This is a genomic window from Pseudomonas sp. SDO5215_S409, from assembly GCF_054071325.1.
In genome coordinates this window covers 44,524-70,435 of the sequence record NZ_JBSVWN010000005.1, presented here as the reverse complement: position 1 = coordinate 70,435, position 25,912 = coordinate 44,524, and the positions used below count along the sequence as shown (strand labels likewise).

General features: G+C 60.5%; 26 protein-coding genes. 24 read left to right on the top strand and 2 right to left on the bottom strand.

The window, feature by feature from the left end; genetic code table 11:
• The first annotated feature begins 5 nt into the window (after positions 1-5).
• The 14 genes from ACW9H9_RS04165 to ispD all read left to right on the top strand — a co-directional run bounded on the left by ACW9H9_RS04165 (position 6) and on the right by ispD (position 16,125).
• Complete coding sequence (locus ACW9H9_RS04165) at positions 6-509, top strand: OmpH family outer membrane protein (RefSeq protein WP_457341817.1); 504 nt, start codon at positions 6-8, stop codon at positions 507-509.
• 3 nt (positions 510-512) lie between these two features.
• Complete coding sequence (lpxD, locus tag ACW9H9_RS04160) at positions 513-1,568, top strand: UDP-3-O-(3-hydroxymyristoyl)glucosamine N-acyltransferase (protein ID WP_457341818.1); 1,056 nt, start codon at positions 513-515, stop codon at positions 1,566-1,568.
• 110 nt (positions 1,569-1,678) lie between these two features.
• Entirely contained in the window at positions 1,679-2,119 is a 441-nt protein-coding gene (gene fabZ / locus ACW9H9_RS04155) for a 3-hydroxyacyl-ACP dehydratase FabZ (RefSeq protein WP_003172281.1), read from the top strand.
• Positions 2,116-2,892 (top strand): acyl-ACP--UDP-N-acetylglucosamine O-acyltransferase, encoded by a 777-nt coding sequence (gene lpxA, locus ACW9H9_RS04150; RefSeq protein WP_457341819.1) that lies wholly within the window; start codon positions 2,116-2,118, stop codon positions 2,890-2,892. The genes fabZ and lpxA overlap by 4 nt, the downstream gene beginning before the upstream one ends.
• 2 nt (positions 2,893-2,894) lie before the next feature.
• Positions 2,895-4,034: a lipid-A-disaccharide synthase gene (gene lpxB / locus ACW9H9_RS04145; protein ID WP_457341820.1), complete on the top strand. Its 1,140-nt coding sequence runs from the start codon at positions 2,895-2,897 to the stop codon at positions 4,032-4,034.
• Positions 4,031-4,663, top strand: a complete 633-nt coding sequence (gene rnhB, locus ACW9H9_RS04140; RefSeq protein ID WP_457341821.1) for a ribonuclease HII — start codon at positions 4,031-4,033, stop codon at positions 4,661-4,663. Before lpxB ends, rnhB begins: the two co-directional genes overlap by 4 nt.
• A gap of 74 nt (positions 4,664-4,737) precedes the next feature.
• Positions 4,738-8,259: a DNA polymerase III subunit alpha gene (dnaE, locus tag ACW9H9_RS04135; RefSeq protein ID WP_457341822.1), complete on the top strand. Its 3,522-nt coding sequence runs from the start codon at positions 4,738-4,740 to the stop codon at positions 8,257-8,259.
• Between the two features lie 129 nt (positions 8,260-8,388).
• Entirely contained in the window at positions 8,389-9,336 is a 948-nt protein-coding gene (locus tag ACW9H9_RS04130; RefSeq protein WP_457341823.1) for an acetyl-CoA carboxylase carboxyltransferase subunit alpha, read from the top strand.
• A 122-nt stretch (positions 9,337-9,458) separates the two neighbouring features.
• Positions 9,459-10,769, top strand: coding sequence for a tRNA lysidine(34) synthetase TilS (gene tilS / locus ACW9H9_RS04125; RefSeq protein WP_457341824.1), 1,311 nt, complete (start codon positions 9,459-9,461; stop codon positions 10,767-10,769).
• Positions 10,770-11,043: 274 nt separating this feature from the next.
• Positions 11,044-12,675, top strand: a complete 1,632-nt coding sequence (locus ACW9H9_RS04120) for a CTP synthase (RefSeq protein ID WP_457341825.1) — start codon at positions 11,044-11,046, stop codon at positions 12,673-12,675.
• 5 nt (positions 12,676-12,680) lie between these two features.
• Entirely contained in the window at positions 12,681-13,526 is an 846-nt protein-coding gene (gene kdsA / locus ACW9H9_RS04115) for a 3-deoxy-8-phosphooctulonate synthase (protein WP_457341826.1), read from the top strand.
• 157 nt (positions 13,527-13,683) lie between these two features.
• A complete protein-coding gene (gene eno / locus ACW9H9_RS04110) occupies positions 13,684-14,973 on the top strand; it encodes a phosphopyruvate hydratase (RefSeq protein ID WP_457341827.1) in 1,290 nt (429 codons plus the stop codon).
• A 169-nt stretch (positions 14,974-15,142) separates the two neighbouring features.
• Entirely contained in the window at positions 15,143-15,421 is a 279-nt protein-coding gene (gene ftsB / locus ACW9H9_RS04105; RefSeq protein ID WP_457341828.1) for a cell division protein FtsB, read from the top strand.
• Positions 15,418-16,125 (top strand): 2-C-methyl-D-erythritol 4-phosphate cytidylyltransferase, encoded by a 708-nt coding sequence (gene ispD, locus ACW9H9_RS04100; protein WP_457341829.1) that lies wholly within the window; start codon positions 15,418-15,420, stop codon positions 16,123-16,125. Before ftsB ends, ispD begins: the two co-directional genes overlap by 4 nt.
• A gap of 10 nt (positions 16,126-16,135) precedes the next feature.
• On the opposite strand, the gene ACW9H9_RS04095 is transcribed toward ispD, so the two are convergent.
• A complete protein-coding gene (locus tag ACW9H9_RS04095; RefSeq protein WP_457341830.1) occupies positions 16,136-17,032 on the bottom strand; it encodes a LysR substrate-binding domain-containing protein in 897 nt (298 codons plus the stop codon).
• A 108-nt stretch (positions 17,033-17,140) separates the two neighbouring features.
• On the opposite strand from ACW9H9_RS04095, the gene ACW9H9_RS04090 reads away from it, so the two are divergent.
• The 8 genes from ACW9H9_RS04090 (at position 17,141) to rpoS (ending at position 24,291) form a co-directional block, all read left to right on the top strand.
• Positions 17,141-18,253, top strand: a complete 1,113-nt coding sequence (locus ACW9H9_RS04090; protein ID WP_457341831.1) for an S-(hydroxymethyl)glutathione dehydrogenase/class III alcohol dehydrogenase — start codon at positions 17,141-17,143, stop codon at positions 18,251-18,253.
• Between the two features lie 42 nt (positions 18,254-18,295).
• On the top strand, positions 18,296-19,141 hold the full coding sequence (gene fghA, locus ACW9H9_RS04085; RefSeq protein ID WP_457341832.1) for an S-formylglutathione hydrolase: 846 nt from the start codon (positions 18,296-18,298) through the stop codon (positions 19,139-19,141).
• Between the two features lie 54 nt (positions 19,142-19,195).
• Entirely contained in the window at positions 19,196-19,669 is a 474-nt protein-coding gene (gene ispF, locus ACW9H9_RS04080) for a 2-C-methyl-D-erythritol 2,4-cyclodiphosphate synthase (protein WP_457341833.1), read from the top strand.
• Complete coding sequence (truD, locus tag ACW9H9_RS04075; protein WP_457341834.1) at positions 19,666-20,724, top strand: tRNA pseudouridine(13) synthase TruD; 1,059 nt, start codon at positions 19,666-19,668, stop codon at positions 20,722-20,724. The genes ispF and truD overlap by 4 nt, the downstream gene beginning before the upstream one ends.
• The gene (gene surE / locus ACW9H9_RS04070; RefSeq protein ID WP_457341835.1) at positions 20,712-21,461 is read left to right on the top strand and encodes a 5'/3'-nucleotidase SurE; all 750 of its coding nucleotides are present in this window, start codon (positions 20,712-20,714) and stop codon (positions 21,459-21,461) included. Before truD ends, surE begins: the two co-directional genes overlap by 13 nt.
• Positions 21,462-21,502: 41 nt before the next feature.
• Positions 21,503-22,138, top strand: a complete 636-nt coding sequence (locus ACW9H9_RS04065; protein ID WP_457341881.1) for a protein-L-isoaspartate(D-aspartate) O-methyltransferase — start codon at positions 21,503-21,505, stop codon at positions 22,136-22,138.
• A 209-nt stretch (positions 22,139-22,347) separates the two neighbouring features.
• On the top strand, positions 22,348-23,181 hold the full coding sequence (locus tag ACW9H9_RS04060) for a peptidoglycan DD-metalloendopeptidase family protein (protein WP_457341836.1): 834 nt from the start codon (positions 22,348-22,350) through the stop codon (positions 23,179-23,181).
• A gap of 105 nt (positions 23,182-23,286) precedes the next feature.
• Positions 23,287-24,291, top strand: coding sequence for an RNA polymerase sigma factor RpoS (rpoS, locus tag ACW9H9_RS04055; protein ID WP_457341837.1), 1,005 nt, complete (start codon positions 23,287-23,289; stop codon positions 24,289-24,291).
• 150 nt (positions 24,292-24,441) lie between these two features.
• Here the strand turns inward: rpoS and ACW9H9_RS04050 are convergent, their stop codons facing one another.
• Positions 24,442-24,651, bottom strand: coding sequence for a cold-shock protein (locus ACW9H9_RS04050; protein WP_002554837.1), 210 nt, complete (start codon positions 24,649-24,651; stop codon positions 24,442-24,444).
• A 378-nt stretch (positions 24,652-25,029) separates the two neighbouring features.
• Between ACW9H9_RS04050 and dcd the strand changes: the two genes are divergently transcribed.
• Positions 25,030-25,596 (top strand): dCTP deaminase, encoded by a 567-nt coding sequence (gene dcd / locus ACW9H9_RS04045; RefSeq protein WP_457341838.1) that lies wholly within the window; start codon positions 25,030-25,032, stop codon positions 25,594-25,596.
• A 108-nt stretch (positions 25,597-25,704) separates the two neighbouring features.
• Positions 25,705-25,899, top strand: a complete 195-nt coding sequence (locus ACW9H9_RS04040; protein WP_457341839.1) for a hypothetical protein — start codon at positions 25,705-25,707, stop codon at positions 25,897-25,899.
• The last annotated feature ends 13 nt before the right edge of the window (positions 25,900-25,912 follow it).

The following is a 25,912-nucleotide window of genomic DNA, read 5'->3' as shown; positions in this document are numbered from 1 at the left end:
ACATCGTGCGTAAGTTGACCCAATTGGCACTGCTGGCGACTGTTCTGGTAGCGACCCCGGCTTTTGCCGAAATGAAAATTGCCGTGCTGAACTATCAAATGGCCCTGCTGGAATCCGACGCGGCCAAGAAGTACGCCGTGGATGCCGAGAAAAAATTCGGTCCACAACTGACCAAGCTCAAGACGCTGGAAAGCAGTGCCAAGGGTATCCAGGATCGCCTGGTGGCTGGCGGTGACAAGATGCAGCAAGGCGAGCGCGAGCGTCTGGAGCTTGAGTTCAAGCAAAAGGCCCGTGATTACCAGTTCCAGTCCAAAGAGCTGAACGAAGCCAAGGCCGTTGCCGACCGTGAAATGCTCAAGCAGCTCAAGCCCAAGCTGGACAGCGCTGTAGAAGGCGTGATCAAGGGTGGTGCTTTTGACCTGGTTCTGGAGCGTGGCGCGGTGATCGACGTCAAGCCTCAGTACGACATCACCCGTCAGGTGATCGAGCGCATGAATCAGCTGAAGTAAGCCATGACTGCGACTATCAAACTCGGTCAACTGGCCGAGTTCCTGGGGGCCACCTTGCGTGGCTCTGCGGAGAAAGAAATCACTGGGCTAGCCACCTTGCAGGAGGCTGGCCCATCTCAGTTGAGCTTCCTGGCAAATCCCCAATACCGTAAATACCTTGGCGAATGCCGCGCTGCAGCCGTGTTACTCAAGGCTGGCGATGCCGAAGGGTACGCGGGGGATGCGCTGATCGTGGCCAACCCGTACCTGTCTTATGCAAGTGTTTCGCACCTGTTCGACCCCAAGCCCAAGGCGCCCGCCGGGATTCATCCCTCGGCCGTGATTGCCGAAGACGCGCAGGTCAACCCGGTCGCGAGTATCGGGCCTTTTGTGGTGATCGAGAGCGGCGCGCGGATTGCAGCCGGTGTCACACTGGGCGCTCACTGTTTTATCGGCGCTCGCTGCGAAATCGGTGCGGGCGGCTGGCTGGCGCCTCGTGTGACGCTTTACCACGATGTGCGGATCGGTGAGCGGGTGGTGATTCAGTCCGGCGCCGTGATCGGCGGTGAAGGTTTCGGTTTTGCCAACGAAAAAGGTATCTGGAACAAGATTGCCCAGGTCGGTGGTGTCTTGATCGGCGATGATGTGGAGATTGGCGTGAACACGGCGGTTGACCGCGGTGCGCTGGCCGATACCGTCATTGGTAACGGGGTGAAGTTGGACAACCAGATCCAGATCGCTCACAACGTTCAGATTGGTGATCACACGGCCATGGCCGCGTGCGTCGGCATTTCCGGCAGCACCAAGATCGGCAAGCACTGCATGCTGGCCGGGGGTGTGGGCCTGGTGGGCCATATCGAGGTATGCGATAACGTTTTCATCACCGGCATGACCATGGTGACCCATTCGATTACCGAACCCGGGGCCTATTCGTCCGGTACGGCCATGCAGCCTGCCGCCGAATGGCGCAAGAGCGCGGCCCGCCTGAGGCAGCTCGACGATATGGCGCGCCGCCTCAAACATCTGGAAAAGCGCGTCGGGGACGTGACCCCTGGCGATAATGCTTCATCAGATGGCTGATACCATTTCCATATCAAGTGTGCACAGCCGATAGACTGCCTCCTTGATTTGTTAGAGGTGCGCGCCTTAGTACGCGCGTTCCCAATCTTTATTACAGGCTTCCCCCCGAAATGATGGACATCAACGAGATTCGCGAATACCTGCCTCACCGTTACCCGTTCCTGTTGGTGGACCGGGTGGTGGACCTCAATGTCGAGGAAAAGCGCATTCGTGCCTACAAGAATGTCAGCATCAACGAGCCGTTCTTCAATGGTCACTTCCCCGCGCACCCCATCATGCCGGGCGTGCTGATCATCGAGGCAATGGCTCAGGCTGCCGGTATCCTGGGTTTCAAAATGCTCGACCTCAAGCCTGCCGATGGCACGCTTTATTATTTCGTGGGTTCCGACAAGCTGCGTTTTCGCAACCCTGTGACGCCAGGCGATCAACTGATCCTGGAAGCCAAATTCATCAGTTGCAAACGCCAGATCTGGAAATTCGAGTGCCAGGCGTCGGTGGATGGCAAGCCGGTATGCTCGGCTGAAATCATCTGTGCGGAACGCAAACTATGAGTTTGATTGACCCTCGCGCAATCATCGATCCGACGGCCGTGCTGGCCGCCGATGTCGAGGTCGGCCCTTGGTCGATCGTCGGCGCAGGTGTTGAAATCGGCGAGGGGACAGTCATCGGGCCGCACGTGGTGCTCAAGGGCCCGACCCGGATTGGCAAGCACAACCGCATCTACCAGTTTTCCTCGGTTGGTGAAGACACCCCGGACATGAAGTACAAGGGCGAAGAAACGCGCCTGGTCATCGGTGATCACAACATCATTCGTGAGGGTGTGACCATTCATCGCGGTACTGTGCAAGACCGCGCCGAAACCACATTGGGTGATCACAACCTGGTGATGGCCTACGCCCACATCGGCCACGACAGCGTTATCGGCAACCACTGCATCCTGGTCAACAACACCGCGTTGGCCGGCCATGTGCATGTTGACGATTGGGCGATCCTGTCCGGATTCACCTTGGTGCATCAGTACTGCCACATCGGCGCCCACAGTTTTTCCGGCATGGGCACCGCCATCGGCAAGGACGTTCCCGCCTTTGTCACGGTATTCGGCAACCCTGCCGAAGCGCGCAGCATGAACTTCGAAGGCATGCGCCGTCGTGGTTTCAGCGACGATACGATTCACGCCCTGCGCCGCGCCTACAAAACGGTGTACCGCCAGGGGCTGACGGTCGAGCAGGCGTTGACCGAACTGGCAGAGCCCGCCGCGCAGTACCCGGAAGTCGCGGTGTTCCGTGACTCCATCCAGTCTTCGACTCGCGGCATTACCCGCTAATCATGGCCAATCTGCGTATCGCGCTGGTGGCCGGTGAAGCTTCCGGCGATATTCTGGGCGCAGGTTTGATGCGCGCCCTCAAAGCCCGGCACCCGGCGGTGGAATTTATCGGGGTCGGCGGCCCCTTGATGCAGGCAGAAGGCCTGACGTCCTACTTTCCCATGGAGCGCTTGTCGGTCATGGGGTTGGTGGAAGTGCTGGGGCGGCTGCGAGAGTTGCTGGCCCGGCGCAAAAAGCTGATTTCGGACCTGATCGACGAAAAGCCTGACGTCTTCATCGGAATCGACGCGCCGGACTTCACCCTCAATATCGAACTCAAACTGCGCCAGGCCGGGATCAAGACCGTGCACTACGTGAGCCCGTCCGTGTGGGCGTGGCGGCAAAAACGTGTGCTGAAGATCCGCGAGGGGTGCGATTTGATGCTCACCCTGCTGCCGTTCGAGGCTCGGTTTTACGAAGAGAAGGGCGTGCCGGTGCGGTTTGTCGGGCACACCCTGGCCGATACGATCCCGCTGCAGGCTGACCGCGCCACCGCCCGTGCAGAGTTGGGCTTGCCCCACGGCCCGCTGGTGGCCTTGATGCCGGGCAGTCGGGGCGGCGAAGTAGGGCGCCTGGGCGCGCTGTTTTTTGATGCCGCCGAGCGCCTGATGGCTATGAAGCCGGGCGTGCGGTTTGTGTTGCCATGTGCAAGCCCTCAGCGCCGTGCGCAAATCGAGGCGCTGCTGGTGGGGCGCAACTTGCCGCTCACCCTGCTGGATGGCCAGTCCCACCGTGCACTGGCGGCCTGCGATGCGGTATTGATTGCCTCCGGCACCGCCACGCTGGAGGCGCTGTTGTACAAGCGTCCGATGGTGGTGGCTTATCGTCTGGCGCCGCTGACCTATTGGATTCTCAAGCGCATGGTCAAAAGCCCCTACGTCTCCTTGCCTAATCTACTGGCCCAGCGCTTGTTGGTGCCGGAGTTGCTGCAAGACGCCGCAACGCCTGAGGCGCTGGCAAACACGTTGCTCCCGCTGATTGACGGCGCACAAGCGCAGACCCAGGGCTTCGACGAAATCCATCGCACGTTGCGGCGCGACGCCTCGAACCAGGCCGCTGACGCGGTGCTGGCCTTGATCGGTCAACCACGGGAAGCCCTATGAAAACGCAAATGGGCCTGGACTTCAGCCTGGTCGCCGAGGCCCACGCATTGGTGGCCGGTGTGGATGAGGTGGGCCGTGGCCCGCTGTGCGGCGCGGTAGTGACGGCTGCGGTGATTCTCGACCCGAACCGCCCGATCCTGGGTCTTAACGACTCCAAGAAACTCACTGAAGCCCGCCGCGAAAAGCTATACGACGAAATCTGTGAGAAAGCCCTGAGCTGGCACATCGCCCGGGCAGAAGTCGAAGAAATCGACGAATTGAACATTCTGCACGCCACGATGCTGGCCATGCAGCGTGCCGTCGAAGGTCTGCACATCACCCCTAAAATGGCGATGATCGACGGCAACCGCTGCCCGAAACTGGCAATGCCGTCCGAAGCGGTGGTCAAGGGTGACAGCAAAGTACCGGCCATTGCCGCGGCCTCCATTCTGGCCAAGGTCAGCCGCGACCGTGAAATGGCGGCGTTCGAGCTGATCTACCCCGGCTACGGCATCGGTGGCCACAAAGGTTACCCAACGCCCGTTCATCTGGAAGCGCTGGCCCGGCTGGGGCCCACGCCGATTCACCGCCGTTCGTTTGCCCCGGTGCGCCAGGCGTTGGCGCTGCGCGAGAGCGTCAGCGAGATTTAGGCGCAGGCTGATGTTTTACTCAAGGCCCGGTACAATCCGGGCCTTGTTGTTTCCACGTATAAGACAGGATCACTATGCCGGCTTCATTCGTTCATCTGCGCCTGCACACTGAATACTCCCTGGTCGACGGCCTGGTACGGATCAAACCGCTGGTCAAAACCCTGGTGGGCATGAACATGCCCGCCGTGGCAGTGACCGACCAGAACAACATGTGTTCCCTGGTCAAGTTCTACAAGACCGCCATGGGCGGCGGCATCAAGCCGATCTGCGGCGCCGACCTGTGGCTGGCCAACAAAGACCCCGACTACCCGCTGAGCCGCATCAGTTTGCTGGCGATGAATGCGGTGGGGTATCGCAACCTCACCGAGCTGATTTCCCGCGGTTTCATCGATGGCCAGCGCAACGGTTCGATCATTATCGAGCGTCAATGGGTGGCCGAGGCCAGCGAAGGGCTGATCATGCTCTCGGCGGCCAAGGAAGGTGAGATCGGTATCGCGCTGCTCAACGGCAACCTTGAGGAAGCCGAAACCCTGACCCGTGAGTGGATGGCGGTATTTCCCGACCGCTTCTACCTGGAGATCCAGCGCACCAACCGCGTCAACGATGAAGAGCAATTGCACGCCGCCGTGGCCCTGGCCGACAAGCTGGGCGCGCCGCTGGTGGCGACCAATGATGTGCGTTTCATCAAGAAGGAAGATTTCGAGGCCCACGAAACGCGCGTGTGTATCGGTGAGGGCCGCGCGCTCGACGACCCGCGCCGCTCCAAAAACTACAGTGAGGAGCAGTACCTCAAAAGCGCCGATGAAATGGCCGAGCTGTTCAGTGACTTGCCCGAAGCACTGGAAAACACGGTGGAAATCGCCAAGCGCTGCAATATCCAGGTCAAGCTGGGCACGCACTTTTTGCCCAACTTCCCTATTCCCGATGGCATGACCATCGACGAATACTTTCGCAAGGTGTCCTTTGAGGGGCTCGATGAGCGCCTGGAAGTGTTGTTGCCCAAGGACACGACCGAGGACTATGACGCCAAGCGTCAGGTGTATGTCGATCGGCTGAATTTCGAGCTGGATATCATCATCCAGATGGGCTTTCCCGGCTACTTCCTGATCGTGATGGACTTTATCCAGTGGGCCAAGAACAACGGCGTACCAGTAGGTCCGGGCCGGGGGTCGGGTGCCGGTTCCCTGGTGGCCTATGTGCAGAAGATCACCGACCTCGATCCCTTGGAATACGACCTGCTGTTCGAGCGGTTCCTCAACCCGGAACGGGTGTCGATGCCCGACTTCGACGTCGACTTTTGCATGGACGGTCGCGACCGAGTGATCGAGTACGTGGCCGAGAAGTACGGCCGTAACGCGGTCAGCCAGATCATCACGTTTGGTTCCATGGCGGCCAAGGCGGTTATCCGCGACGTGGCCCGGGTGCAGGGCAAGTCCTATGGCTTGGCGGACCGCCTGTCGAAAATGATCCCGTTCGAAGTCGGCATGACCCTGGAAAAAGCCTACGAGCAGGAAGAAATCCTGCGCGATTTCATCAAGATCGATGAAGAAGCGGCCGAAATCTGGGACATGGCCCGCAAGCTCGAAGGCGTGGTGCGTAACGTCGGTAAACACGCCGGTGGCGTGGTGATTGCGCCGACCAAGCTGACCGACTTTTCGCCGATTTATTGCGATGAAGAAGGCGACGGCCTGGTCACCCAGTTCGACAAGGACGATGTGGAGGCGGCCGGTCTGGTGAAGTTCGACTTCCTGGGCCTGCGGACCCTGACGATCATCGACTGGGCGCTGAAGACTATCAACCGCGACCGCGCCAAGACCGGCGAGGCACCGCTGGACATCGCCTTCATCCCGCTGGATGACAAGCCGACTTACACCTTGCTGCAAAAAGCCGAAACCACGGCGGTGTTCCAGCTTGAATCCCGCGGCATGAAAGAGCTGATCAAAAAGCTCAAGCCCGACTGCCTGGAAGACTTGATCGCACTGGTGGCCCTGTTCCGCCCAGGCCCTTTGCAATCGGGCATGGTGGATGACTTCATCAACCGCAAGCACGGGCGCGCAGAGCTTGCGTACCCGCACTCGGATTACCAGTACGAAGGCCTCAAGCCCGTGTTGGCGCCGACCTACGGCATTATCCTGTATCAAGAACAGGTGATGCAGATCGCCCAGGTCATGGCGGGCTACACCTTGGGCGGTGCGGACATGCTGCGCCGCGCCATGGGTAAGAAGAAACCCGAGGAAATGGCCAAGCAGCGTGGCGGTTTCATTGAAGGTTGCGCCACCAACAACATCGACGCGGACCTGGCCGGTAACATCTTCGACCTGGTGGAAAAATTCGCCGGTTATGGCTTCAACAAATCCCACTCCGCCGCCTACGGCCTGGTGTCGTACCAGACGGCCTGGCTGAAAGCCCACTACCCGGCGCCGTTCATGGCAGCGGTACTTTCAGCGGACATGCACAACACCGACAAGGTCGTGACCTTGATCGAGGAAGTGCGCACCATGAAGTTGCGTCTCGACGCGCCGGATGTGAACGCGTCGGAGTTCAAGTTCACGGTAAACGACGAAGGCCGCATCATTTATGGCCTGGGCGCGATCAAAGGCGTGGGCGAAGGCCCGGTGGAAGCGATCACCGAAGCGCGTCAGAACGGGCCGTTCAAGGACCTGTTCGACTTCTGCGCACGGGTCGACCTCAAACGCATCAATAAACGTACCCTCGACGGCCTGATCCGCAGTGGCGCGATCGACCGCCTGGGCCCGTATTTTTATGACGAACCCAAGGCGTATCAGGCCAACATCGACCGTAACCGTGCGGTGTTGCTGACGGCCATGGAAGAGGCGATCAAGGCCGCCGAGCAGACCGCGCGCACCCACGACAGCGGCCACGCCGACTTGTTTGGCGGCCTGTTTGTCGAAGAAGATGCCGATGTGTACGGCAACCATCGCAAAGCCAAGGAACTGACCCTCAAAGAACGCCTCAAAGGCGAGAAGGACACCCTGGGCCTGTACCTCACCGGCCACCCGATTGACGAGTACGAAGGTGAAATCCGTCGTTTTGCCCGTCAGCGCATCATCGACCTCAAGCCCGCGCGCGACACCCAGACCGTTGCGGGCATGATCATTGCCCTGCGGGTGATGAAGAACAAAAAGGGCGACAAGATGGGCTTCATCACCCTGGACGACCGGTCCGGGCGAATCGAAGCGTCCTTGTTTGCCGATGCTTTTCACTCCGCCCAGTCGCTGTTGCAGACCGACGCGATGGTGGTGGTGGAAGGGGAGGTCAGCAACGACGACTTCTCCGGCGGCCTGCGCCTGCGGGTCAAGCGGGTGATGAGCATGGAAGATGCGCGCACCAACCTGGCCGAAAGCCTGCGCCTTAAAGTACGCGCCGAGGCGCTCAAGGGCGATCAGCTACGCTGGTTGGGCGACTTGCTCAAGCGCCATCGCGGCGCGTGCCCGGTCACCATGGAGTACACGGGCAACGACGCCAAGGCCATGCTGCAGTTCGGCGAGGGCTGGGGAATCGATCCGGCTGACGGCTTGATTCAAGCATTGCGTGACCAGTTCGGGCGTGACAACGTCTTCCTCCAATACCGTTGAATGGTCAGGGTTTGCGAGCCCGACCCAACATTTAATCTCGACCTAGATGCGCCTCTCCCTTAAGGTAGGGCGCGAATAGACAACCGGCTGGCCAGGCACGACCTGGCCGTCGACCCAAGACGGACGCTTATGAACCCGAATTTTCTTGATTTCGAACAGCCGATCGCTGACCTGCAAGCCAAAATCGAAGAACTGCGCCTGGTCGGCAATGACAATTCGCTGAACATCGGCGATGAAATCTCGCGCCTGCAAGACAAGAGCAAGACGCTGACCGAAGACATCTTCGGCAAGCTGACCAGCTGGCAGATCGCGCGCCTGGCCCGCCACCCGCGCCGTCCGTACACCCTGGACTACATCGACCACATCTTCACCGAGTTCGACGAACTGCATGGCGACCGTCACTTTTCCGACGACGCGGCCATCGTCGGCGGCATTGCTCGCCTGGACGACCAGCCGGTGATGGTGATCGGTCACCAAAAGGGCCGTGAAGTGCGCGAAAAGGTTCGCCGCAATTTCGGCATGCCGCGTCCGGAAGGCTACCGCAAGGCGTGCCGCCTGATGGAAATGGCCGAACGCTTCAAGATGCCGATCCTGACCTTCATCGACACCCCGGGCGCCTACCCTGGCATCGACGCCGAAGAGCGCAACCAGAGCGAGGCCATCGCCTGGAACCTGCGGGTGATGGCGCGCTTGAAAACCCCGATCATCGCCACCGTTATCGGCGAAGGCGGTTCCGGGGGCGCGCTGGCCATTGGTGTCTGTGACCAGCTGAACATGCTGCAATATTCGACCTACGCGGTGATCTCGCCCGAAGGTTGCGCTTCGATCCTGTGGAAAACCGCCGAAAAGGCGCCGGATGCCGCTGAAGCCATGGGCATCACCGCCGATCGCCTCAAAGGCCTGGGCATCGTCGACAAAGTGATCGCCGAGCCATTGGGCGGCGCGCACCGCGACCCGGCTGCGGCGTCTGCAACCATCCGTGCCGAACTCAGCGCACAGTTGGCGATGCTCAAGAAGTTCGACAACGACGCGTTGCTGGCCCGCCGTTACGAGCGCCTGATGAGCTACGGTCTCTGATCACACGTTGATCTGACAGGCGACGCAGTACCCCTGTGGGAGCCGGGCAACCCCGGCTCCCACATTGATGTTGTCAGCATCAAGGCCGTGGTTCTGCGCTTGAATGTGTGGCGGTACTTTTAATGAAGCCAACCTTGCTCGCCCAGCTTCTGCAAACCCTGTCCCCATGGCGCAACGCGCCGGTCTGGCATGTCGCGTTTTCCGGCGGGCTGGATTCAACCGTGCTGCTGCACCTGCTGGCGACCTGCGACAACCTTCCCCCCTTGCATGCCGTCCATGTCCATCATGGTCTTCAAACGGCGGCTGACGCGTGGCCCGCGCATTGCCAGGCGGTATGCGATGGCTTGGCCGTCCCACTCCAGATCATTGAGGTGCAGGTGCAATCCGGCGCCAGTCTGGAACGTGCGGCGCGCGATGCGCGGTATCAGGCGTTTGCCCAAGTCACGGGGCCCGGGGCGTTATTGCTCACGGCCCAGCACCGTGACGATCAGGCCGAAACCCTGTTGTTTCGCCTGTTGCGTGGCGCCGGTGTGCGCGGCTTGGCGGCAATGCCGCTGCATCGACCGTTGGCACGGGGCACCTTGGTGCGCCCGCTGCTCGGGGTATCGCGTGCGGAGCTGGAGGCTTACGCACGCAACCAGCAGCTCGAGTGGATCGAGGACCCGTCCAATACCGACGCGCGGTTTTCCCGCAATTACCTACGCCGCCACGTGTTCCCGACGCTGAACGCCCGCTGGCCCCAGGCCGCTCACCAGATGGCGCGCAGTGCCGAACACCTGAGCGAGGCCCAAGGCCTGCTCGACGAGTTGGCCCAGATGGACCTGCAGGCTGGCGCTCAAGCCTCGGCCTTTCCTTGGCTACCGTTACCGTCGCTGGCGCTTGCGCCGCTGTTAACGCTGTCCGACGCCCGCCAACGCAATGCCCTACGGCACTGGCTGACGCCCCTGACGCGACTGCCCGACACCGAGCACTGGGCGGGCTGGCAAACCCTGCGCGACGCCAAGAACGACGCCCAACCCTTATGGCGCCTGGCCGACGGCCAACTGCACCGTTGCGACGGGCGCCTGTGGTGGTTGCCTGCCAGTTGGTCGCCATTTTCTGCCGACCCCGTTGACTGGCTCGTTGCGACAAACCCACTACAGTTACCCGGTAATGGCCAATTGCAGCTGCTTGGCAACGTGCCCGAAGGGGTGTTGAGCGTGCGTTACCGTGAAGGCGGCGAAACCCTGGAATTGCCCGCCCGAGGGCGGCGGGACTTGAAGCGTTTACTGAATGAAAGCCGCGTGCCGGGGTTTGTCCGTGGCCGATTGCCGCTGCTGTATCGGGGCCCGCAATTGCTTGCCGTGCCCAACCTGGCGGGCTTGTCGGCAGAGGCGGGGGATGGCTGGCAGTTGCAGTGGACGCCACAGAACTGCGATCAAGGTTTGAGGTGATAGCGCCTTTCCGGTAGACTACGCTCCCTTCTTGATACAACTTCTGTGGATTCGCCTGAATCGCAGGAGTTGCCGATTACCAAGCAGTCTTTGCTGGGCGATTCCAAAAAATGTGTAGCGATCAACGTACCGGTGCTTCATTGCCGGTCTGTCACAACGCGGCTGGTTTTTTTGAAAGGTGCACTGTGATTAATGCAGGTGATCGGGGGCTTCGGCCTCTCTTCGCTTTCCCCGGCGGCTCGGACCGCTTTAACGCAGACTTCTAGGGTTTTTCATGACGCGCTACATATTCGTCACGGGCGGTGTTGTTTCTTCATTGGGGAAAGGCATTGCCTCCGCTTCATTGGCGGCCATCCTGGAGGCGCGGGGGCTCAAAGTCACCATGCTCAAGCTGGACCCGTATATTAACGTCGACCCGGGCACCATGAGCCCGTTCCAGCACGGTGAAGTGTTCGTCACCCACGACGGCGCCGAGACTGACCTGGACCTGGGCCACTACGAGCGGTTCATCCGCACGACCATGACCCAGAACAACAACTTCACCACCGGCCGCGTGTACGAGCACGTGCTGCGCAAAGAGCGTCGTGGCGACTACCTGGGTGCAACCATCCAGGTGATCCCGCACATCACCGACGAAATCAAGCGCCGCATCATCAAGGGCGCCGGTGATGCCGACGTGGCCATGGTCGAGATCGGCGGCACTGTGGGTGACATCGAGTCGCAACCGTTCCTCGAGGCCATCCGTCAACTGCGTTTCGAAGTCGGCGCCAAGCGCGCGATGCTGATGCACCTGACCCTGGTCCCGTACATCGCCACCGCTGGCGAAACCAAGACCAAGCCGACCCAGCACTCGGTCAAGGAGCTGCGCTCCATCGGCCTGCAGCCTGACGTGCTGGTGTGCCGCTCCGACCACCCGATCGACATCTCCTCGCGCCGCAAGATCGCCCAGTTCACCAACGTTGAAGAGCGTGCGGTGATTGGCCTGGAAGACGCCGACACCATCTACAAGATCCCGGGCATCCTGCATTCCCAGGGCCTGGACGATTTTGTGGTCGAGCGTTTCGGCCTGCAATGCGGCGGTGCCGACCTGTCCGAATGGGACAAGGTGGTGGACGCCAAGCTCAACCCCGAGCACGAAGTGACCATCGCGATGGTCGGCAAGTACATGGAGCTGCTGGACGCGTACAAGTCGCTGATCGAAGCGATGAGCCATGCCGGTATCAGCAACCGCACCAAGGTCAACCTGCGCTACATCGATTCCGAAGACATCGAGAACCAGGGCACCGGCCTGCTCGAAGGCGTGGACGCCATCCTGGTGCCGGGCGGCTTCGGTCTGCGCGGTGTGGAAGGCAAGATCACGGCCGTTCAGTACGCTCGCGAAAACAAGGTTCCGTACCTGGGCATCTGCCTGGGCATGCAAGTGGCGGTCATCGAGTTCGCCCGTAACGTGCTGGGCTGGAAAGACGCCAACTCCACCGAGTTCGATCACACCAGCGGCCACCCGGTCGTGGGCCTGATCACCGAGTGGGAAGACGCCACCGGCGCGGTTGAAACCCGTACCGAAACGTCCGACCTGGGCGGCACCATGCGCCTTGGCGCACAGGACTGCCTGTTGGAGCCGGGGTCGCTGGTTCACGATTGCTACGGCAAGGACGTGATCGTCGAGCGCCACCGTCACCGTTACGAGGTCAACAACAACTTGCTGCCGCAAATCAAGGCGGCGGGCCTGAAAATCTCTGGTCGCTCTGGTGATGGCGCGCTGGTCGAAGTGGTTGAAGCACCGGATCACCCATGGTTCGTGGCCTGCCAGTTCCACCCTGAATTCACCTCGACGCCACGCGACGGTCACCCGTTGTTCAGCGGTTTCGTTAAAGCTGCACTGACGCAACATCAGAAGAAGGCGTAACCCTGATGGCCCAGAAGATCATTCGCGTAGGCGACATCGAGATTGCCAACGACAAGCCCATGGTGCTGTTTGGCGGCATGAACGTGCTGGAAAGCCGCGACATGGCGATGCAGGTCTGTGAAGAATACGTACGTGTCACCCAGAAACTGGGCATTCCGTACGTGTTCAAGGCCAGCTTCGACAAGGCCAACCGTTCGTCCGTGACCTCCTATCGCGGCCCGGGCCTTGAAGAAGGCATGCGGATCTTCCAGGACATCAAGCAAGCCTTCGGCGTGCCGATCATCACCGACGTCCACGAGCCCGAGCAGGCTGCGGTGGTCGCCGAGGTGTGCGACATCATCCAGCTGCCGGCCTTCCTGTCGCGCCAGACCGACCTTGTGGTCGCCATGGCCAAGACCGGCGCTGTGATCAATATCAAGAAGGCCCAGTTCCTCGCGCCCCAGGAAATGAAACACATCCTGAGCAAATGCGTGGAAGCGGGTAACGACCAGTTGATCCTCTGCGAGCGCGGTTCGAGCTTTGGCTACAACAACCTCGTGGTGGACATGCTCGGTTTCGGCCTGATGAAACAGTTCGAGTACCCGGTGTTTTTCGACGTGACCCACTCGCTGCAAATGCCGGGTGGCCGTTCGGACTCCGCCGGCGGTCGCCGTGCCCAGGTCACCGACCTTGCCAAGGCGGGCATCAGCCAGTCTTTGGCCGGCCTGTTCCTGGAAGCTCACCCCGACCCGGACAACGCCAAGTGCGACGGCCCTTGCGCCCTGCGCCTGGACAAGCTGGAGCCATTCCTGGCCCAGCTCAAGCAGTTGGACGAACTGGTTAAAAGTTTTCCGACAGTAGAGACCGCGTAACCGCGATTTCTCCGGTAAAGTATCCCACGCTAAACGCTCAGGCCCCCGGGCCTGAGCCCTGTCGCCTGCAAGTCTGCCCCGTTGTTCCACCCTTGCGGTCGGTCAAAAGTTTTCCTTCAGCTGCGTCGTTTTCGTCAACTTTGGAGTGTTTACAACAATGGCAAAAATCGTCGACATCAAAGGTCGTGAAGTTCTCGACTCCCGTGGCAACCCCACTGTCGAAGCGGACGTGCTTCTCGATAACGGCATCATCGGCAGCGCCTGCGCGCCGTCGGGTGCTTCCACCGGTTCCCGCGAAGCACTGGAACTGCGTGATGGCGACAAGAGCCGTTACCTGGGCAAGGGCGTACTCAAGGCTGTAGCCAACATCAACGGTCCGATTCGTGACCTGTTGCTGGGCAAGGACCCTGTTGACCAGAAAGCCCTCGATCACGCGATGATCAAACTCGACGGCACCGACAACAAAGGCAGCCTGGGCGCCAACGCTATCCTCGCCGTGTCCCTGGCCGCCGCCAAGGCCGCTGCACAGGACCAGGACCTGCCGCTGTACGCGCACATTGCCAACCTGAACGGCACGCCGGGTGTCTACTCCATGCCGGTTCCGATGATGAACATCATCAACGGTGGCGAGCATGCCGATAACAACGTCGACATCCAGGAATTCATGGTGCAGCCAGTGGGCGCCAAGACCTTCTCCGAAGGCCTGCGCATGGGCACCGAGATTTTCCATCACTTGAAAGCAGTGCTGAAGGCCCGTGGCCTGAGCACCGCGGTGGGCGACGAAGGCGGTTTTGCACCGAACCTTGCGTCCAACGAAGATGCACTCAAAGTGATCTCCGAAGCCGTGGCCAACGCGGGTTACACCCTGGGCACCGACGTGACCCTGGCCCTGGACTGCGCGGCCAGCGAGTTCTATGAAGACGGCAAGTACAACCTGTCCGGTGAAGGCCACGTATTCACCTCCGAAGGTTTTGCCGACTACCTCAAGGGCCTGTGCGAGCGCTACCCGATCATCTCCGTTGAAGATGGCCTGGACGAGTCCGACTGGGCTGGCTGGAAAATCCTGACCGACAAGATCGGCGAGAAGATCCAACTGGTGGGCGACGACCTGTTCGTGACCAACACCAAGATCTTGAAAGAAGGCATCGACAAGAAGATCGCCAACTCGATCCTGATCAAGTTCAACCAGATCGGCACCCTGACCGAAACCCTGGAAGCCATCCAGATGGCCAAGGCCGCCGGTTACACCGCCGTGATCTCCCACCGTTCGGGCGAAACCGAAGATTCCACCATTGCCGACCTGGCGGTGGGGACGTCGGCGGGCCAGATCAAGACCGGTTCGCTGTGCCGTTCCGATCGCGTTTCCAAGTACAACCAATTGCTGCGTATCGAAGAGCAACTGGCCGGTAAAGCCAAATACAACGGTCGCAGCGAGTTTCGCGGCTGATTGTTAAATGGTAAAAAGTCAGCAGATTGTGTCGCAAAGATCACTACGGTTTGAATTCTGACGCTAATCTGATGACTGATATGCACAAGCCTGGTTTTTCCAGGCTTCGTGCTATCAGTTGCTTCAAAAGTGTTGCCTGGCGGTTTTTTTACTGGATACCTGATATTCGATGCGCAGTCCCAATTGGTTGTTTCTCGTCTTGCTTCTGTTGCTGGCCGGCCTGCAGTACCGCCTATGGGTCGGTAATGGCAGCCTCGCACAGGTAAAAGACCTGACCCAGCAAATTGCTGACCAGCACGCCGAAAACGAGCGCCTGCTGGAGCGTAACCGTGTGCTTGACGCGGAAGTGCTTGAGCTGAAAAAGGGCACTGAAACCGTCGAAGAGCGCGCCCGCCATGAGTTGGGCATGGTCAAAGACGGCGAAACCCTCTACCAGTTGGCCCAATGAACACCTGTTTACCGGCCTTCTGGGCCGTGATTCCTGCCGCGGGCGTGGGTGCCCGTATGGCCGCAGACCGTCCCAAGCAGTACCTGCAACTGGGCGGGCGCACTATTCTCGAACACAGCCTGGGCTGTTTTCTCGATCATCCAGACCTTAAGGGGCTGGTGGTCTGTCTTGCCGCAGATGACCCCTATTGGCCGACCCTCGCCTGCGCGAACGATCCGCGTATCCAGCGTGCCGATGGCGGCTCTGAGCGTTCCGGTTCGGTACTCAACGCGTTGCTGCACCTGCATGCATTGGGCGCCAGCGATGACGACTGGGTGCTGGTGCACGATGCGGCGCGGCCCAACCTGAGCCGTGATGACCTCGATACCCTACTGGCCGAGCTGGCGCACGACCCGGTCGGCGGCCTGCTGGCCGTACCGGCTCGCGATACGCTCAAGCGCATCGACAAACAGGGGCGCGTGGTGGAAACCGTGGATCGCAGCCTGATCTGGCAGGCCTACACACCACAGATGTTTCGCCTGGGCGCGTTGCACCGGGCCTTGGCCGACAGCCTGGTGGCGGACGTGGTGATCACCGACGAAGCCTCGGCGATGGAGTGGGCGGGGCAGGCGCCGCGCCTGATCGAAGGGCGATCGGACAATATCAAAGTGACCCGCCCGGAAGACCTTGAATGGCTCAGGTCGCGCTGGGCCAATCGGCGTTAAGCCGCCGGGTTCAGCCGCTGTACTCGGGCCGTCCGGCCAGCCCCTCTTTCAAAAACTCCACCAACTTTCTCACCTTTGGCGACAAATGCCGCTGCTGCGGGTACAGCGCCCACACCGCCGTATTCGGGGGCTGATGGGCTTCCAGCAACGACACCAGCGCGCCCGTGTGCAAGTGTTCCAGCACGTAATAATCCGGCAACTGGCAAAGCCCCACGCCTTGCAGCGTCGCGTCCAGCACCGCTTGCCCACTGTTACAGCGCCAGTTTCCCTGCACCCGTTGCGAAAATTCCCGCCCATCCTGGGCAAGCTGCCAGATATCCGAACTGCCGATCAGGCAATTATGCCGACTCAACTCCGACAGGCTGTGTGGCCGTCCGTACCGTTCCAGGTAGGACGGCGACGCACACAGATACATGCGCCGCGGCGCCAGGCGGCTGGCCACCATCCGCGAGTCGGACAAACGACCCAGCCGAATCGCCAGGTCCAGGCCTTCGTGCACCAGGTCCAGTTGGCGGTTGGTCAGTTCGATGTCCACGCGCAGTTGGGGGTACAGCCCCATGAAGCGCGTCACCAGCGGCACGATAAACCGCTCGCCGTACGCCACCGCGCAGGTCATGCGCAACATGCCCTTGGGTTCGCTGGTCAGGTCGCCTACGGCCCGCAAGGCTTCTTCGCGGCCGTCCTGCAATCGCTGGCAATGTTGCAAAAACGTCTGGCCCGCCTCGGTCAGCGCCACGCGGCGGGTGCTGCGGTACAACAGTCGGGTTTGCAAGCGTTCTTCCAGGCGCGCCACCTGCCGGCTGATATGGGACGACGATACGCCCAGGCGCTCGGCGGCCGCGGTGAATTGGCTGCATTCCGCCACGGCCACGAACTCATCGATTCCTTCCCAGCGGTTCTCTAGCATGAGGATTATCCCTGTACAGCAATAAAGTTTTGCTTTGGGCCGGATTATTCATCAGTTTGCGCTGTTTTACACTGCCGTCCTCACGTCGTTAACCCCTGGAGATACCGGATGATCAAGTCCCGCGCGGCCGTAGCCTTCGAAGCCAAGAAACCCCTCGAGATCGTTGAAGTGGACGTGGCCATGCCCAAGGCAGGCGAGGTGTTGTTGCGGGTGGTTGCATCCGGCGTGTGCCACACCGACGCCTACACCCTCTCGGGCGCAGATCCGGAAGGCATTTTCCCGTCGATCCTCGGCCATGAAGGCGGTGCGGTGGTTGAAGCGATTGGCGAGGGCGTGACGTCGGTGGCCGTGGGCGATCACGTGATCCCGCTGTACACGCCCGAATGCGGCCAGTGCAAGTTCTGCCTGTCGGGCAAGACCAACCTCTGCCAGGCGATTCGCTCGACCCAGGGCAAGGGTTTGATGCCGGATGGCACTACGCGGTTTTCCTACAAGGGGCAGCCGATTTTCCACTACATGGGGACTTCTACCTTTTCCGAATACACCGTGTTGCCGGAAATTTCCGTAGCCAAGATTCCTAAAGACGCCCCGTTGGAAAAGGTCTGCCTGTTGGGGTGTGGCGTCACCACTGGCATCGGTGCGGTGATCAACACCGCCAAGGTGCAGCCGGGCGCGACCGTGGCCATTTTCGGCCTGGGGGGCATTGGCCTGTCGGCGGTGATCGGTGCCGTGAAGGCCAAGGCTGCCCGCATCATTGCTATCGACATCAACCCGGCCAAGTTTGAAATCGCCAGGCAGCTGGGCGCCACCGATTGCATCAACCCGAAAGACTACGATCGCCCGATCCAGGAAGTGATTGTGGATTTGACCGACGGCGGCGTGGACTTTTCCTTCGAGTGCATCGGCAATGTTCAACTGATGCGCGCGGCCCTGGAGTGCTGCCACAAGGGATGGGGCGAGTCGATCATCATTGGTGTTGCCGGTGCCGGTCAGGAAATCGCCACCCGTCCATTCCAACTGGTCACTGGCCGGGTCTGGCGTGGCTCGGCGTTTGGCGGCGTGCGCGGTCGCACCGAATTGCCAAGCTACGTGGACATGGCCCAGAAAGGCGAAATCCCGCTGGATACCTTCATCACCCACACCATGGGCTTGGAAGATATCAACAAGGCGTTTGACCTGATGCATGAAGGCAAAAGCATTCGCACTGTCATCCATTTTTGAGAAGTGGCGGCACGCGTGAAGCGTGCTGCTGGGAGCCTCCCCATGCCGTTGGAAAACCTGTCCTGCCAGAAAAGTTTCGGTGGCTGGCACAAGCGCTACAAGCATCATTCGGCGGTGCTGGGCTGCGACATGACCTTTGCCGTCTACCTGCCGCCGCAAGCGGAGCAGGGCGGCACGCTGCCGGTGTTGTACTGGTTGTCGGGGCTGACGTGCACCGACGAGAACTTCATGCAAAAGGCGGGCGCCCAGCGCATGGCGGCCGAGCTGGGGTTGATCATCGTGGCGCCAGACACCAGCCCCCGTGGGCCGGGCGTGCCGGGTGATCCGGATAACGCCTGGGACTTTGGCCTGGGCGCAGGCTTTTACCTCAATGCTACGCAGGAACCCTGGGCCAAGCATTATCGGATGCATGACTACGTGGTGCAGGAATTGCCGGCGTTGGTTGAAGCGCATTTTCCTGCTTCGCAAAAGCGCGGGATCAGCGGCCACTCCATGGGCGGCCATGGCGCGTTGGTGTGTGCGTTGCGCAACCCCGGGCGTTACCAGTCGGTGTCGGCGTTTTCGCCCATCAACAATCCGATGGATTGCCCGTGGGGCCAAAAGGCGTTCTCCCGTTACCTGGGCGAAGAGCGCTCCAAATGGCGCGAATGGGATGCCTGTGTGCTGATCAGCGAAGCCTCGGAAAAACTGCCGCTGTTGGTGGACCAGGGCGACCGCGACGACTTCCTCGCCGTGCAGCTCAAGCCGGAGACCCTGCAGCAGGCGGCAAAAGCGGCCCAGCATCCGCTGGAGCTGCGCCTGCAACCGGGCTATGACCACAGCTACTTTTTCATCGCCAGCTTTATCGACGACCACTTGCGGCATCACGCACGTGCTTTGCTCGGTTAATGTGAGGCAAAAGTAGGTAGAATCACGCCCTGAATAAAATCGGGGCGTTTTTTTATGCGTATTGGCCACGGCTACGATGTGCACCGTTTCGCCACAGGCGACTTCATCACCTTGGGCGGCGTGCGGATCGCGCACCACCACGGGTTGCTGGCGCATTCCGACGGCGACGTGCTGCTGCATGCCTTGAGCGATGCCTTGCTCGGCGCGGCGGCGCTGGGGGACATCGGCAAGCACTTTCCGGACACCGATCCCACCTTCAAGGGCGCCGACAGCCGCGTGCTGTTGCGTCATGTGGTCGGCCTGATCCACGCCAAGGGCTGGAAGGTCGGCAATGTGGACAACACCATCGTCGCCCAGGCGCCGAAAATGGCGCCGCATATCGAAGCGATGCGTGCGCTGATCGCCGCCGACCTGCAAATTGAACTGGATCAAGTCAACGTGAAAGCCACCACCACCGAAAAACTCGGCTTTACCGGCCGCGAAGAAGGCATCGCGGTGCATGCCGTTGCGTTGTTACTGCGCGCATGAACGAACTGCAACTGCTGGGCCCAAGGGCCTATGGCGAGGCCCTGGGCAACGCGGTGCTGAAGGCCACGGCCGAAGACTTCCAGGTGGACGAAGTGCTCGACATCCCGCTGACCGGCGAGGGTGAGCACCTGTGGCTGTGGGTGGAAAAACGCGGCCTCAATACCGAAGAAGCGGCGCGGCGCATCGCCAAGGCGGCGGGGGTGCCGTTGCGCACCGTCAGCTATGCCGGGCTCAAGGACCGCCAGGCGCTGACCCGTCAGTGGTTCAGCGTGCAACTGCCGGGCAAGGCTGATCCGGATATGTCCGCGGCGGAAAACGACACCCTGAAAATCCTGAAAACAGCGCGTCATAAACGCAAATTGCAGCGCGGGGCGCATGCGGCCAACGGCTTTACCTTGCGCCTGACGCAACTGGCAGGCGACACCGCCGCCATTGACGCCCGCCTGCAGCGGATCGCCGAACACGGTATCCCCAATTATTTCGGCGCCCAGCGTTTCGGTCACCAAGGCGGCAACGTCGTGGATGCACGTGGCTGGGCAGCCCGCAAGGCGTTGCCGGAACAGCGTAATGTGCGTTCGCGCCTGCTCTCGACCGCGCGCAGCTTTTTATTCAATAAGGTGCTGGCGGCGCGGGTGGCCGATGGTTCCTGGCAAAAAGCCCAGGTCGGCGACTTGCTGGCGTTTACCGACAGCCGCAGTTTTTTCCCGGCGGGGGAGGCCGAGTGCAGCGACCCGCGCCTGGCCCTCCTTGATTTGCACCCTACCGGGCCGCAGTGGGGCGAAGGTGATTCGCCCGCGTCGGGGGCAACCTTCGCGCTCGAGCAGGCCGTGGCCGCCGGTGAAGCGGACCTGCGTGATTGGCTGGTCAATGCGGGCATGAGCCAGGAACGTCGCATTCTGCGACTGCCCATTGGCGGGCTGTCGTGGCATTATCCCGAGCCTGACATTCTGCAATTGGAATTCGTCCTGCCGGCCGGATGCTTCGCCACTGTCTTGGTGCGCGAGCTTGTCGATCTGGTGCCGGTGGGGCAGACGGACAGCCCATGCGTATTCTGATATCAAACGACGACGGGGTCACCGCCCCCGGCCTTGCCGCGCTTCATGCTGCGCTGGCCGACTACGCCGAGTGCGTGGTGGTGGCGCCCGACCAGGACAAAAGCGGCACCAGCAGCTCGCTGACGCTCGACCGTCCGTTGCATCCGCACACGCTGGCCAATGGCTTTATCAGCGTGAACGGCACGCCGACCGATTGCGTCCACTTGGCGATCAACAGCCTGCTGGACCGCGAGCCGGACCTGGTGGTGTCCGGGATCAACCTGGGCGCCAACCTGGGCGACGACGTGCTGTATTCGGGCACGGTGGGCGCGGCGCTGGAGGGCCGTTTCCTGGGGCGGACGGCGTTTGCGTTTTCGCTGGCGTCGCGCCAACTGGACAACTTGCCGGTGGCGGCGTATTTCGCGCGCAAGCTGGTCGAGGCTCACGCATCGCTGAACCTGCCGCCGCGCACGGTGCTGAACGTCAACTTTCCCAATTTGCCCTTTGAACACATCCGCGGTTTCCAGCTGACGCGCCTGGGCCACCGCGCCCGTGCGGCGGCGCCGTTGAAAGTGGTCGACCCGCGCGGCAAGGAAGGCTACTGGATCGCCGCCGCTGGCGATGCCGAGGACGGCGGGCCGGGTACGGATTTTCATGCGGTGATGCAAGGCTACATCTCGGTGACGCCGTTGCAGCTCGATCGTACCTTCAGTGATGCCTTCAGTAGCCTCGATGGCTGGCTGGAGGGCCTGCGCTGATGGCTCGTGAACAAGACGACCTGCTGCGCCGGGGTATCGGGATGACTTCCCAGCGTACCCGTGAACGCCTGATCCAGCGCCTCTATGAAGAAGGGCTGTCCAACCCTCAGGTGTTGGAAGTCATCCGGCGTACCCCTCGTCATCTGTTTGTCGACGAAGCCCTGGCGCACCGCGCCTACGAAGACACGGCACTGCCTATCGGCCACAACCAGACCATCTCCCAGCCTTATATGGTGGCGCGGATGAGCGAGTTGCTGCTGGCGGCGGGCCCCCTGGACAAGGTGCTGGAGATCGGCACCGGCTCCGGCTACCAGACGGCCGTACTGTCGCAGCTGGTGGAGCGAGTGTTTTCGGTGGAGCGGATCAAGGTGCTGCAAGACCGGGCCAAAGAGCGCCTGGTGGAATTGAACCTGCGCAATGTGGTGTTTCGCTGGGGTGATGGCTGGGAGGGGTGGCCGGCATTGGCGCCCTACAACGGCATTATCGTGACGGCGGTGGCGACCGATGTCCCTCAGGCTTTGCTGGACCAGTTGGCGCCTGGCGGGCGCCTGGTGATCCCGGTGGGGTCAGGAGAAGTGCAACAATTAATGTTGATCATTCGCGAAGAGGACGGGTTTTCGCGCCATGTATTGGGGGCTGTGCGCTTTGTGCCACTGCTCAATGGTCCATTGGCCTGATCAATTGTCAGTGCGCAGTGAATTCTCTTGTCGGGTGTGTGTCTTACAGCGGGGTTCGGGTAGTCAACAAGTGCGCTGGCTGGAATAAACGCGAGGATTTTTTGTTTAAAATCGTGTCTCCAGTAAAAAGCCAGCGGCCCGTTATACTTGCGTCATATTTCAAGCCTGATACAGGCGTTTATAGTCAGCCACCACAAAGGGAGCGGCGGGTGAGTCTCACAGGTTTTGCGCAGCGTATGAGTCACACAAGTTTTCAGCGACTGGTGCTTGGCCTTGTCTTGAGTTCCCTGTTGGCTGCGTGTTCAAGCACGCCCTCCGGTGCGCGGGTGGTTGACCGCAATAATGCCGTGCCGCAGAAACCCACTGTTACAACTGGGCAATACGTCGTGCGCAAGGGCGATACGATGTTTTCGATCGCCTTCCGGTATGGCTGGGATTACAAGGCGCTGGCCGCCCGTAACAACATCCCTGTGCCGTACACGATACATCCGGGCCAGACGATTCGCTTCGACGGGCGCACCGGTTCAACGCCGACAACTGTAGTTACAAACACGGCATCCTCGCCCTCGTCGTCGAGCAAAACCACAATCATCACCCGGCCTGCAGGCACCGTCACGCCGGTGGTTGCGAGCAAACCTGCGCCTGCGCCACTGCCGCCTGCCGGGCCTGCACCCACCGGCTGGGGATGGCCGTCGAACGGTATTCTGATTGGAAAATTCTCTTCAAACGGTAGTTTGAATAAAGGCATTGATATCGCCGGAGATTTGGGACAGCCTGTTTTAGCTGCGTCTGATGGGACAGTGGTTTACGCCGGGAGTGGTTTAAGGGGCTACGGCGAGCTGGTCATCATCAAACACAGCGATACCTACGTGAGCGCCTACGGTCATAACCGCAGGCTGCTGGTTCGGGAGGGGCAGCAGGTCAAAGTCGGACAGACAATTGCCGAAATGGGGTCAACTGGTACAGACCGGGTGAAACTGCACTTCGAGATTCGCCGTCAGGGTAAGCCTGTTGATCCGCTGCAATTCCTGCCAAAACGTTGACGTGTTACCAGCCTGTTCCATCCCGTAGAAGGAACAGGCTCCAGCGCTGCCAAGGATAAAGGCGTCGCTTGAGCTTGAGGTCGAACTCACCAAAGGACTATAACAATGGCTCTCAGTAAAGAAGCGCCGGAGTTTGACATCGACGACGAGGTTCTCCTGATGGAGACGCTTGTCGAGACGGAATCGATGTCGAATGAGGGACCTGCTGTACCTTCAGTTCGCACCAAATCCAAGAACTCCACCGCGTTAAAGCAACACAAATATATTGATTACACGCGGGCGCTCGATGCGACCCAGCTGTACCTCAATGAAATCGGTTTTTCCCCCCTGCTGACCCCTGAAGAGGAAGTCCATTTTGCGCGCTTGTCGCAAAAGGGCGACCCGGCCGGGCGCAAGCGCATGATTGAAAGCAACCTGCGGCTGGTGGTGAAAATCGCCCGGCGCTATGTCAATCGTGGCCTGTCCCTGTTGGACCTGATCGAGGAAGGCAACCTGGGCCTGATCCGGGCGGTGGAAAAGTTCGACCCTGAGCGGGGCTTCCGCTTTTCGACCTATGCCACCTGGTGGATTCGCCAGACCATCGAACGGGCGATCATGAATCAGACCCGCACGATCCGTTTGCCTATCCACGTGGTCAAGGAACTCAACGTGTACCTGCGGGCAGCGCGTGAGCTGACGCAGAAACTCGATCACGAACCGTCGCCTGAAGAGATCGCCAACCTGCTGGAAAAACCGGTAGGCGAGGTAAAGCGCATGCTGGGCCTCAATGAGCGGGTGTCCTCGGTCGACGTCTCCCTGGGCCCAGACTCGGATAAAACCCTGCTGGACACCCTGACTGACGATCGTCCCACAGACCCTTGTGAGCTGTTGCAGGACGACGATCTGTCGCAAAGCATCGACCAGTGGCTTTCGGAGCTGACGGACAAACAGCGCGAGGTGGTGATACGCCGCTTCGGGTTGCGCGGCCACGAGAGCAGCACGCTGGAAGACGTTGGCCTGGAGATTGGCCTGACCCGCGAGCGGGTGCGCCAGATCCAGGTGGAGGGGCTCAAGCGTCTGCGCGAGATCCTGGAGAAGAACGGCCTGTCGAGCGAATCACTCTTCCAGTAATGCGGCTGAGCCCAATGTGGGAGCCGTTTTTGTAGGGCCAGCCTCTACACAAAACGGCTCCCACATTTTTTTGTGCCCGGGAAACCTCAAATCGCGGCCACAAAAAAGCCCCGCTTTTAAGGGCGGGGCTTTTGACTGATTCAGTACAAGTTAGATAACTTGAACTTCTTCAGCTTGCATGCCTTTCTGACCGCGGGTAGCGATGAAAGAAACCTGTTGGCCTTCTTTCAGGCTTTTGAAGCCGTCGGATTGGATAGCTTTGAAGTGAACGAACAGGTCGTCACCGGATTGTGGAGTGATGAAGCCGAAGCCTTTTTCATCGTTGAACCACTTAACGGTACCAGTTTGGCGATTAGACATGGTGTATCTCCTTGGACAAAGTTAACTGCGACTCAGGAAAAGCCCTGGCCGAGACTGAGTGCAAAGAGCAGGAAAAATTCTTGGAGATGGTTGGATCGAAATTCAACATATCGTGTAGAGATTCTCAGTGACACAAGCAGCACAGTGGCGCCACCTTAACCCTTTTTCCGGAACGTGCCAATGGTATTTCCCAAGGTTTTGCCTTTTTCGTGACTGGCGGCGCTCCGGGAGCGTATCGACCGGCCTGACCGGCCACCTGGCCCGTGCCGCACGGGCTACACGGGCCCAAGAAAAATGACCGGCCCTTTGAACCCCGGGGCCAGCCCCGGTAAGATGCCCCACAGAATTTTTTCACCTCGTTATTCAGGAAAAGCCGCCATGAGCATCAAATCGGACAAGTGGATTCGCCGCATGGCGCAAGAGCACGGCATGATCGAGCCCTTCGTAGAGCGCCAGATGCGCGGCGAAGGTGCCGAGCGCCTGATCTCGTTCGGGGTTTCCAGCTACGGGTACGACGTACGTTGCGCCGACGAATTCAAGGTGTTCACCAACATCAATTCGGCCACCGTCGACCCCAAGAACTTCGATGAAAAGAGCTTTGTCGACGTCAAGAGCGACGTCTGCATCATCCCGCCGAACTCCTTCGCCTTGGCGCGCACCGTCGAATTCTTCCGCATCCCCCGTGACGTACTGACCATCTGCCTGGGCAAGAGCACCTACGCGCGCTGCGGCATCATCGTCAACGTGACCCCGCTGGAACCCGAGTGGGAGGGCCACGTGACCCTGGAGTTCTCCAACACCACCACGCTGCCGGCCAAAATCTACGCCAATGAAGGCGTGGCGCAGATGTTGTTCCTGCAGTCCGACGAAGCGTGCGAAGTGTCCTATAAGGACCGTGGCGGCAAGTATCAGGGCCAGCGCGGCGTGACTCTCCCACGCACCTGATAGAAACCTCCTACACGCCGAAGGAATTTGTCGGCGATATCGGACTCTACTCAAGTGTACCGCCCGGCACGCGCCAAACGCGCCGGGCCACGCTTGAGGAGTGTCCTTATGAAGCTTGATCCGCGAATCAGCGCCGAACTTGCCCGGCTTGAACCCAACCAGATTGGCGTGCTCGCCTGGTCCTTGATGGCTGACCCCGCCGCTGGCGGCATTCCCGGCCAGCCCGAACCCGACTACCCCCAACCGACCGAGCCCGGTGAGCCGACCCTGCCGGACGAGCCGCCGCCCGCGCCTGTGGCCTGATGGCCCTGTGGGC

Excerpts from the sequence above, each read along its gene's own strand:
- ACW9H9_RS04050 (WP_002554837.1), bottom strand. The coding sequence starts at position 24,651 with ATGTCTAATCGCCAAACTGGTACCGTTAAGTGGTTCAACGATGAAAAA.
- kdsA (WP_457341826.1), top strand. The coding sequence starts at position 12,681 with ATGGCCCAGAAGATCATTCGCGTAGGCGACATCGAGATTGCCAACGAC.
- lpxA (WP_457341819.1), top strand. The coding sequence starts at position 2,116 with ATGAGTTTGATTGACCCTCGCGCAATCATCGATCCGACGGCCGTGCTG.
- dnaE (WP_457341822.1), top strand. The coding sequence starts at position 4,738 with ATGCCGGCTTCATTCGTTCATCTGCGCCTGCACACTGAATACTCCCTG.
- ACW9H9_RS04130 (WP_457341823.1), top strand. The coding sequence starts at position 8,389 with ATGAACCCGAATTTTCTTGATTTCGAACAGCCGATCGCTGACCTGCAA.
- ftsB (WP_457341828.1), top strand. The coding sequence starts at position 15,143 with ATGCGCAGTCCCAATTGGTTGTTTCTCGTCTTGCTTCTGTTGCTGGCC.
- ACW9H9_RS04040 (WP_457341839.1), top strand. The coding sequence starts at position 25,705 with ATGAAGCTTGATCCGCGAATCAGCGCCGAACTTGCCCGGCTTGAACCC.
- ACW9H9_RS04095 (WP_457341830.1), bottom strand. The coding sequence starts at position 17,032 with ATGCTAGAGAACCGCTGGGAAGGAATCGATGAGTTCGTGGCCGTGGCG.
- fghA (WP_457341832.1), top strand. The coding sequence starts at position 18,296 with ATGCCGTTGGAAAACCTGTCCTGCCAGAAAAGTTTCGGTGGCTGGCAC.
- ispF (WP_457341833.1), top strand. The coding sequence starts at position 19,196 with ATGCGTATTGGCCACGGCTACGATGTGCACCGTTTCGCCACAGGCGAC.
- fabZ (WP_003172281.1), top strand. The coding sequence starts at position 1,679 with ATGATGGACATCAACGAGATTCGCGAATACCTGCCTCACCGTTACCCG.
- rnhB (WP_457341821.1), top strand. The coding sequence starts at position 4,031 with ATGAAAACGCAAATGGGCCTGGACTTCAGCCTGGTCGCCGAGGCCCAC.
- truD (WP_457341834.1), top strand. The coding sequence starts at position 19,666 with ATGAACGAACTGCAACTGCTGGGCCCAAGGGCCTATGGCGAGGCCCTG.
- ispD (WP_457341829.1), top strand. The coding sequence starts at position 15,418 with ATGAACACCTGTTTACCGGCCTTCTGGGCCGTGATTCCTGCCGCGGGC.
- ACW9H9_RS04090 (WP_457341831.1), top strand. The coding sequence starts at position 17,141 with ATGATCAAGTCCCGCGCGGCCGTAGCCTTCGAAGCCAAGAAACCCCTC.
- eno (WP_457341827.1), top strand. The coding sequence starts at position 13,684 with ATGGCAAAAATCGTCGACATCAAAGGTCGTGAAGTTCTCGACTCCCGT.
- ACW9H9_RS04120 (WP_457341825.1), top strand. The coding sequence starts at position 11,044 with ATGACGCGCTACATATTCGTCACGGGCGGTGTTGTTTCTTCATTGGGG.
- rpoS (WP_457341837.1), top strand. The coding sequence starts at position 23,287 with ATGGCTCTCAGTAAAGAAGCGCCGGAGTTTGACATCGACGACGAGGTT.
- lpxB (WP_457341820.1), top strand. The coding sequence starts at position 2,895 with ATGGCCAATCTGCGTATCGCGCTGGTGGCCGGTGAAGCTTCCGGCGAT.
- dcd (WP_457341838.1), top strand. The coding sequence starts at position 25,030 with ATGAGCATCAAATCGGACAAGTGGATTCGCCGCATGGCGCAAGAGCAC.
- surE (WP_457341835.1), top strand. The coding sequence starts at position 20,712 with ATGCGTATTCTGATATCAAACGACGACGGGGTCACCGCCCCCGGCCTT.
- lpxD (WP_457341818.1), top strand. The coding sequence starts at position 513 with ATGACTGCGACTATCAAACTCGGTCAACTGGCCGAGTTCCTGGGGGCC.
- tilS (WP_457341824.1), top strand. The coding sequence starts at position 9,459 with ATGAAGCCAACCTTGCTCGCCCAGCTTCTGCAAACCCTGTCCCCATGG.
- ACW9H9_RS04065 (WP_457341881.1), top strand. The coding sequence starts at position 21,503 with ATGACTTCCCAGCGTACCCGTGAACGCCTGATCCAGCGCCTCTATGAA.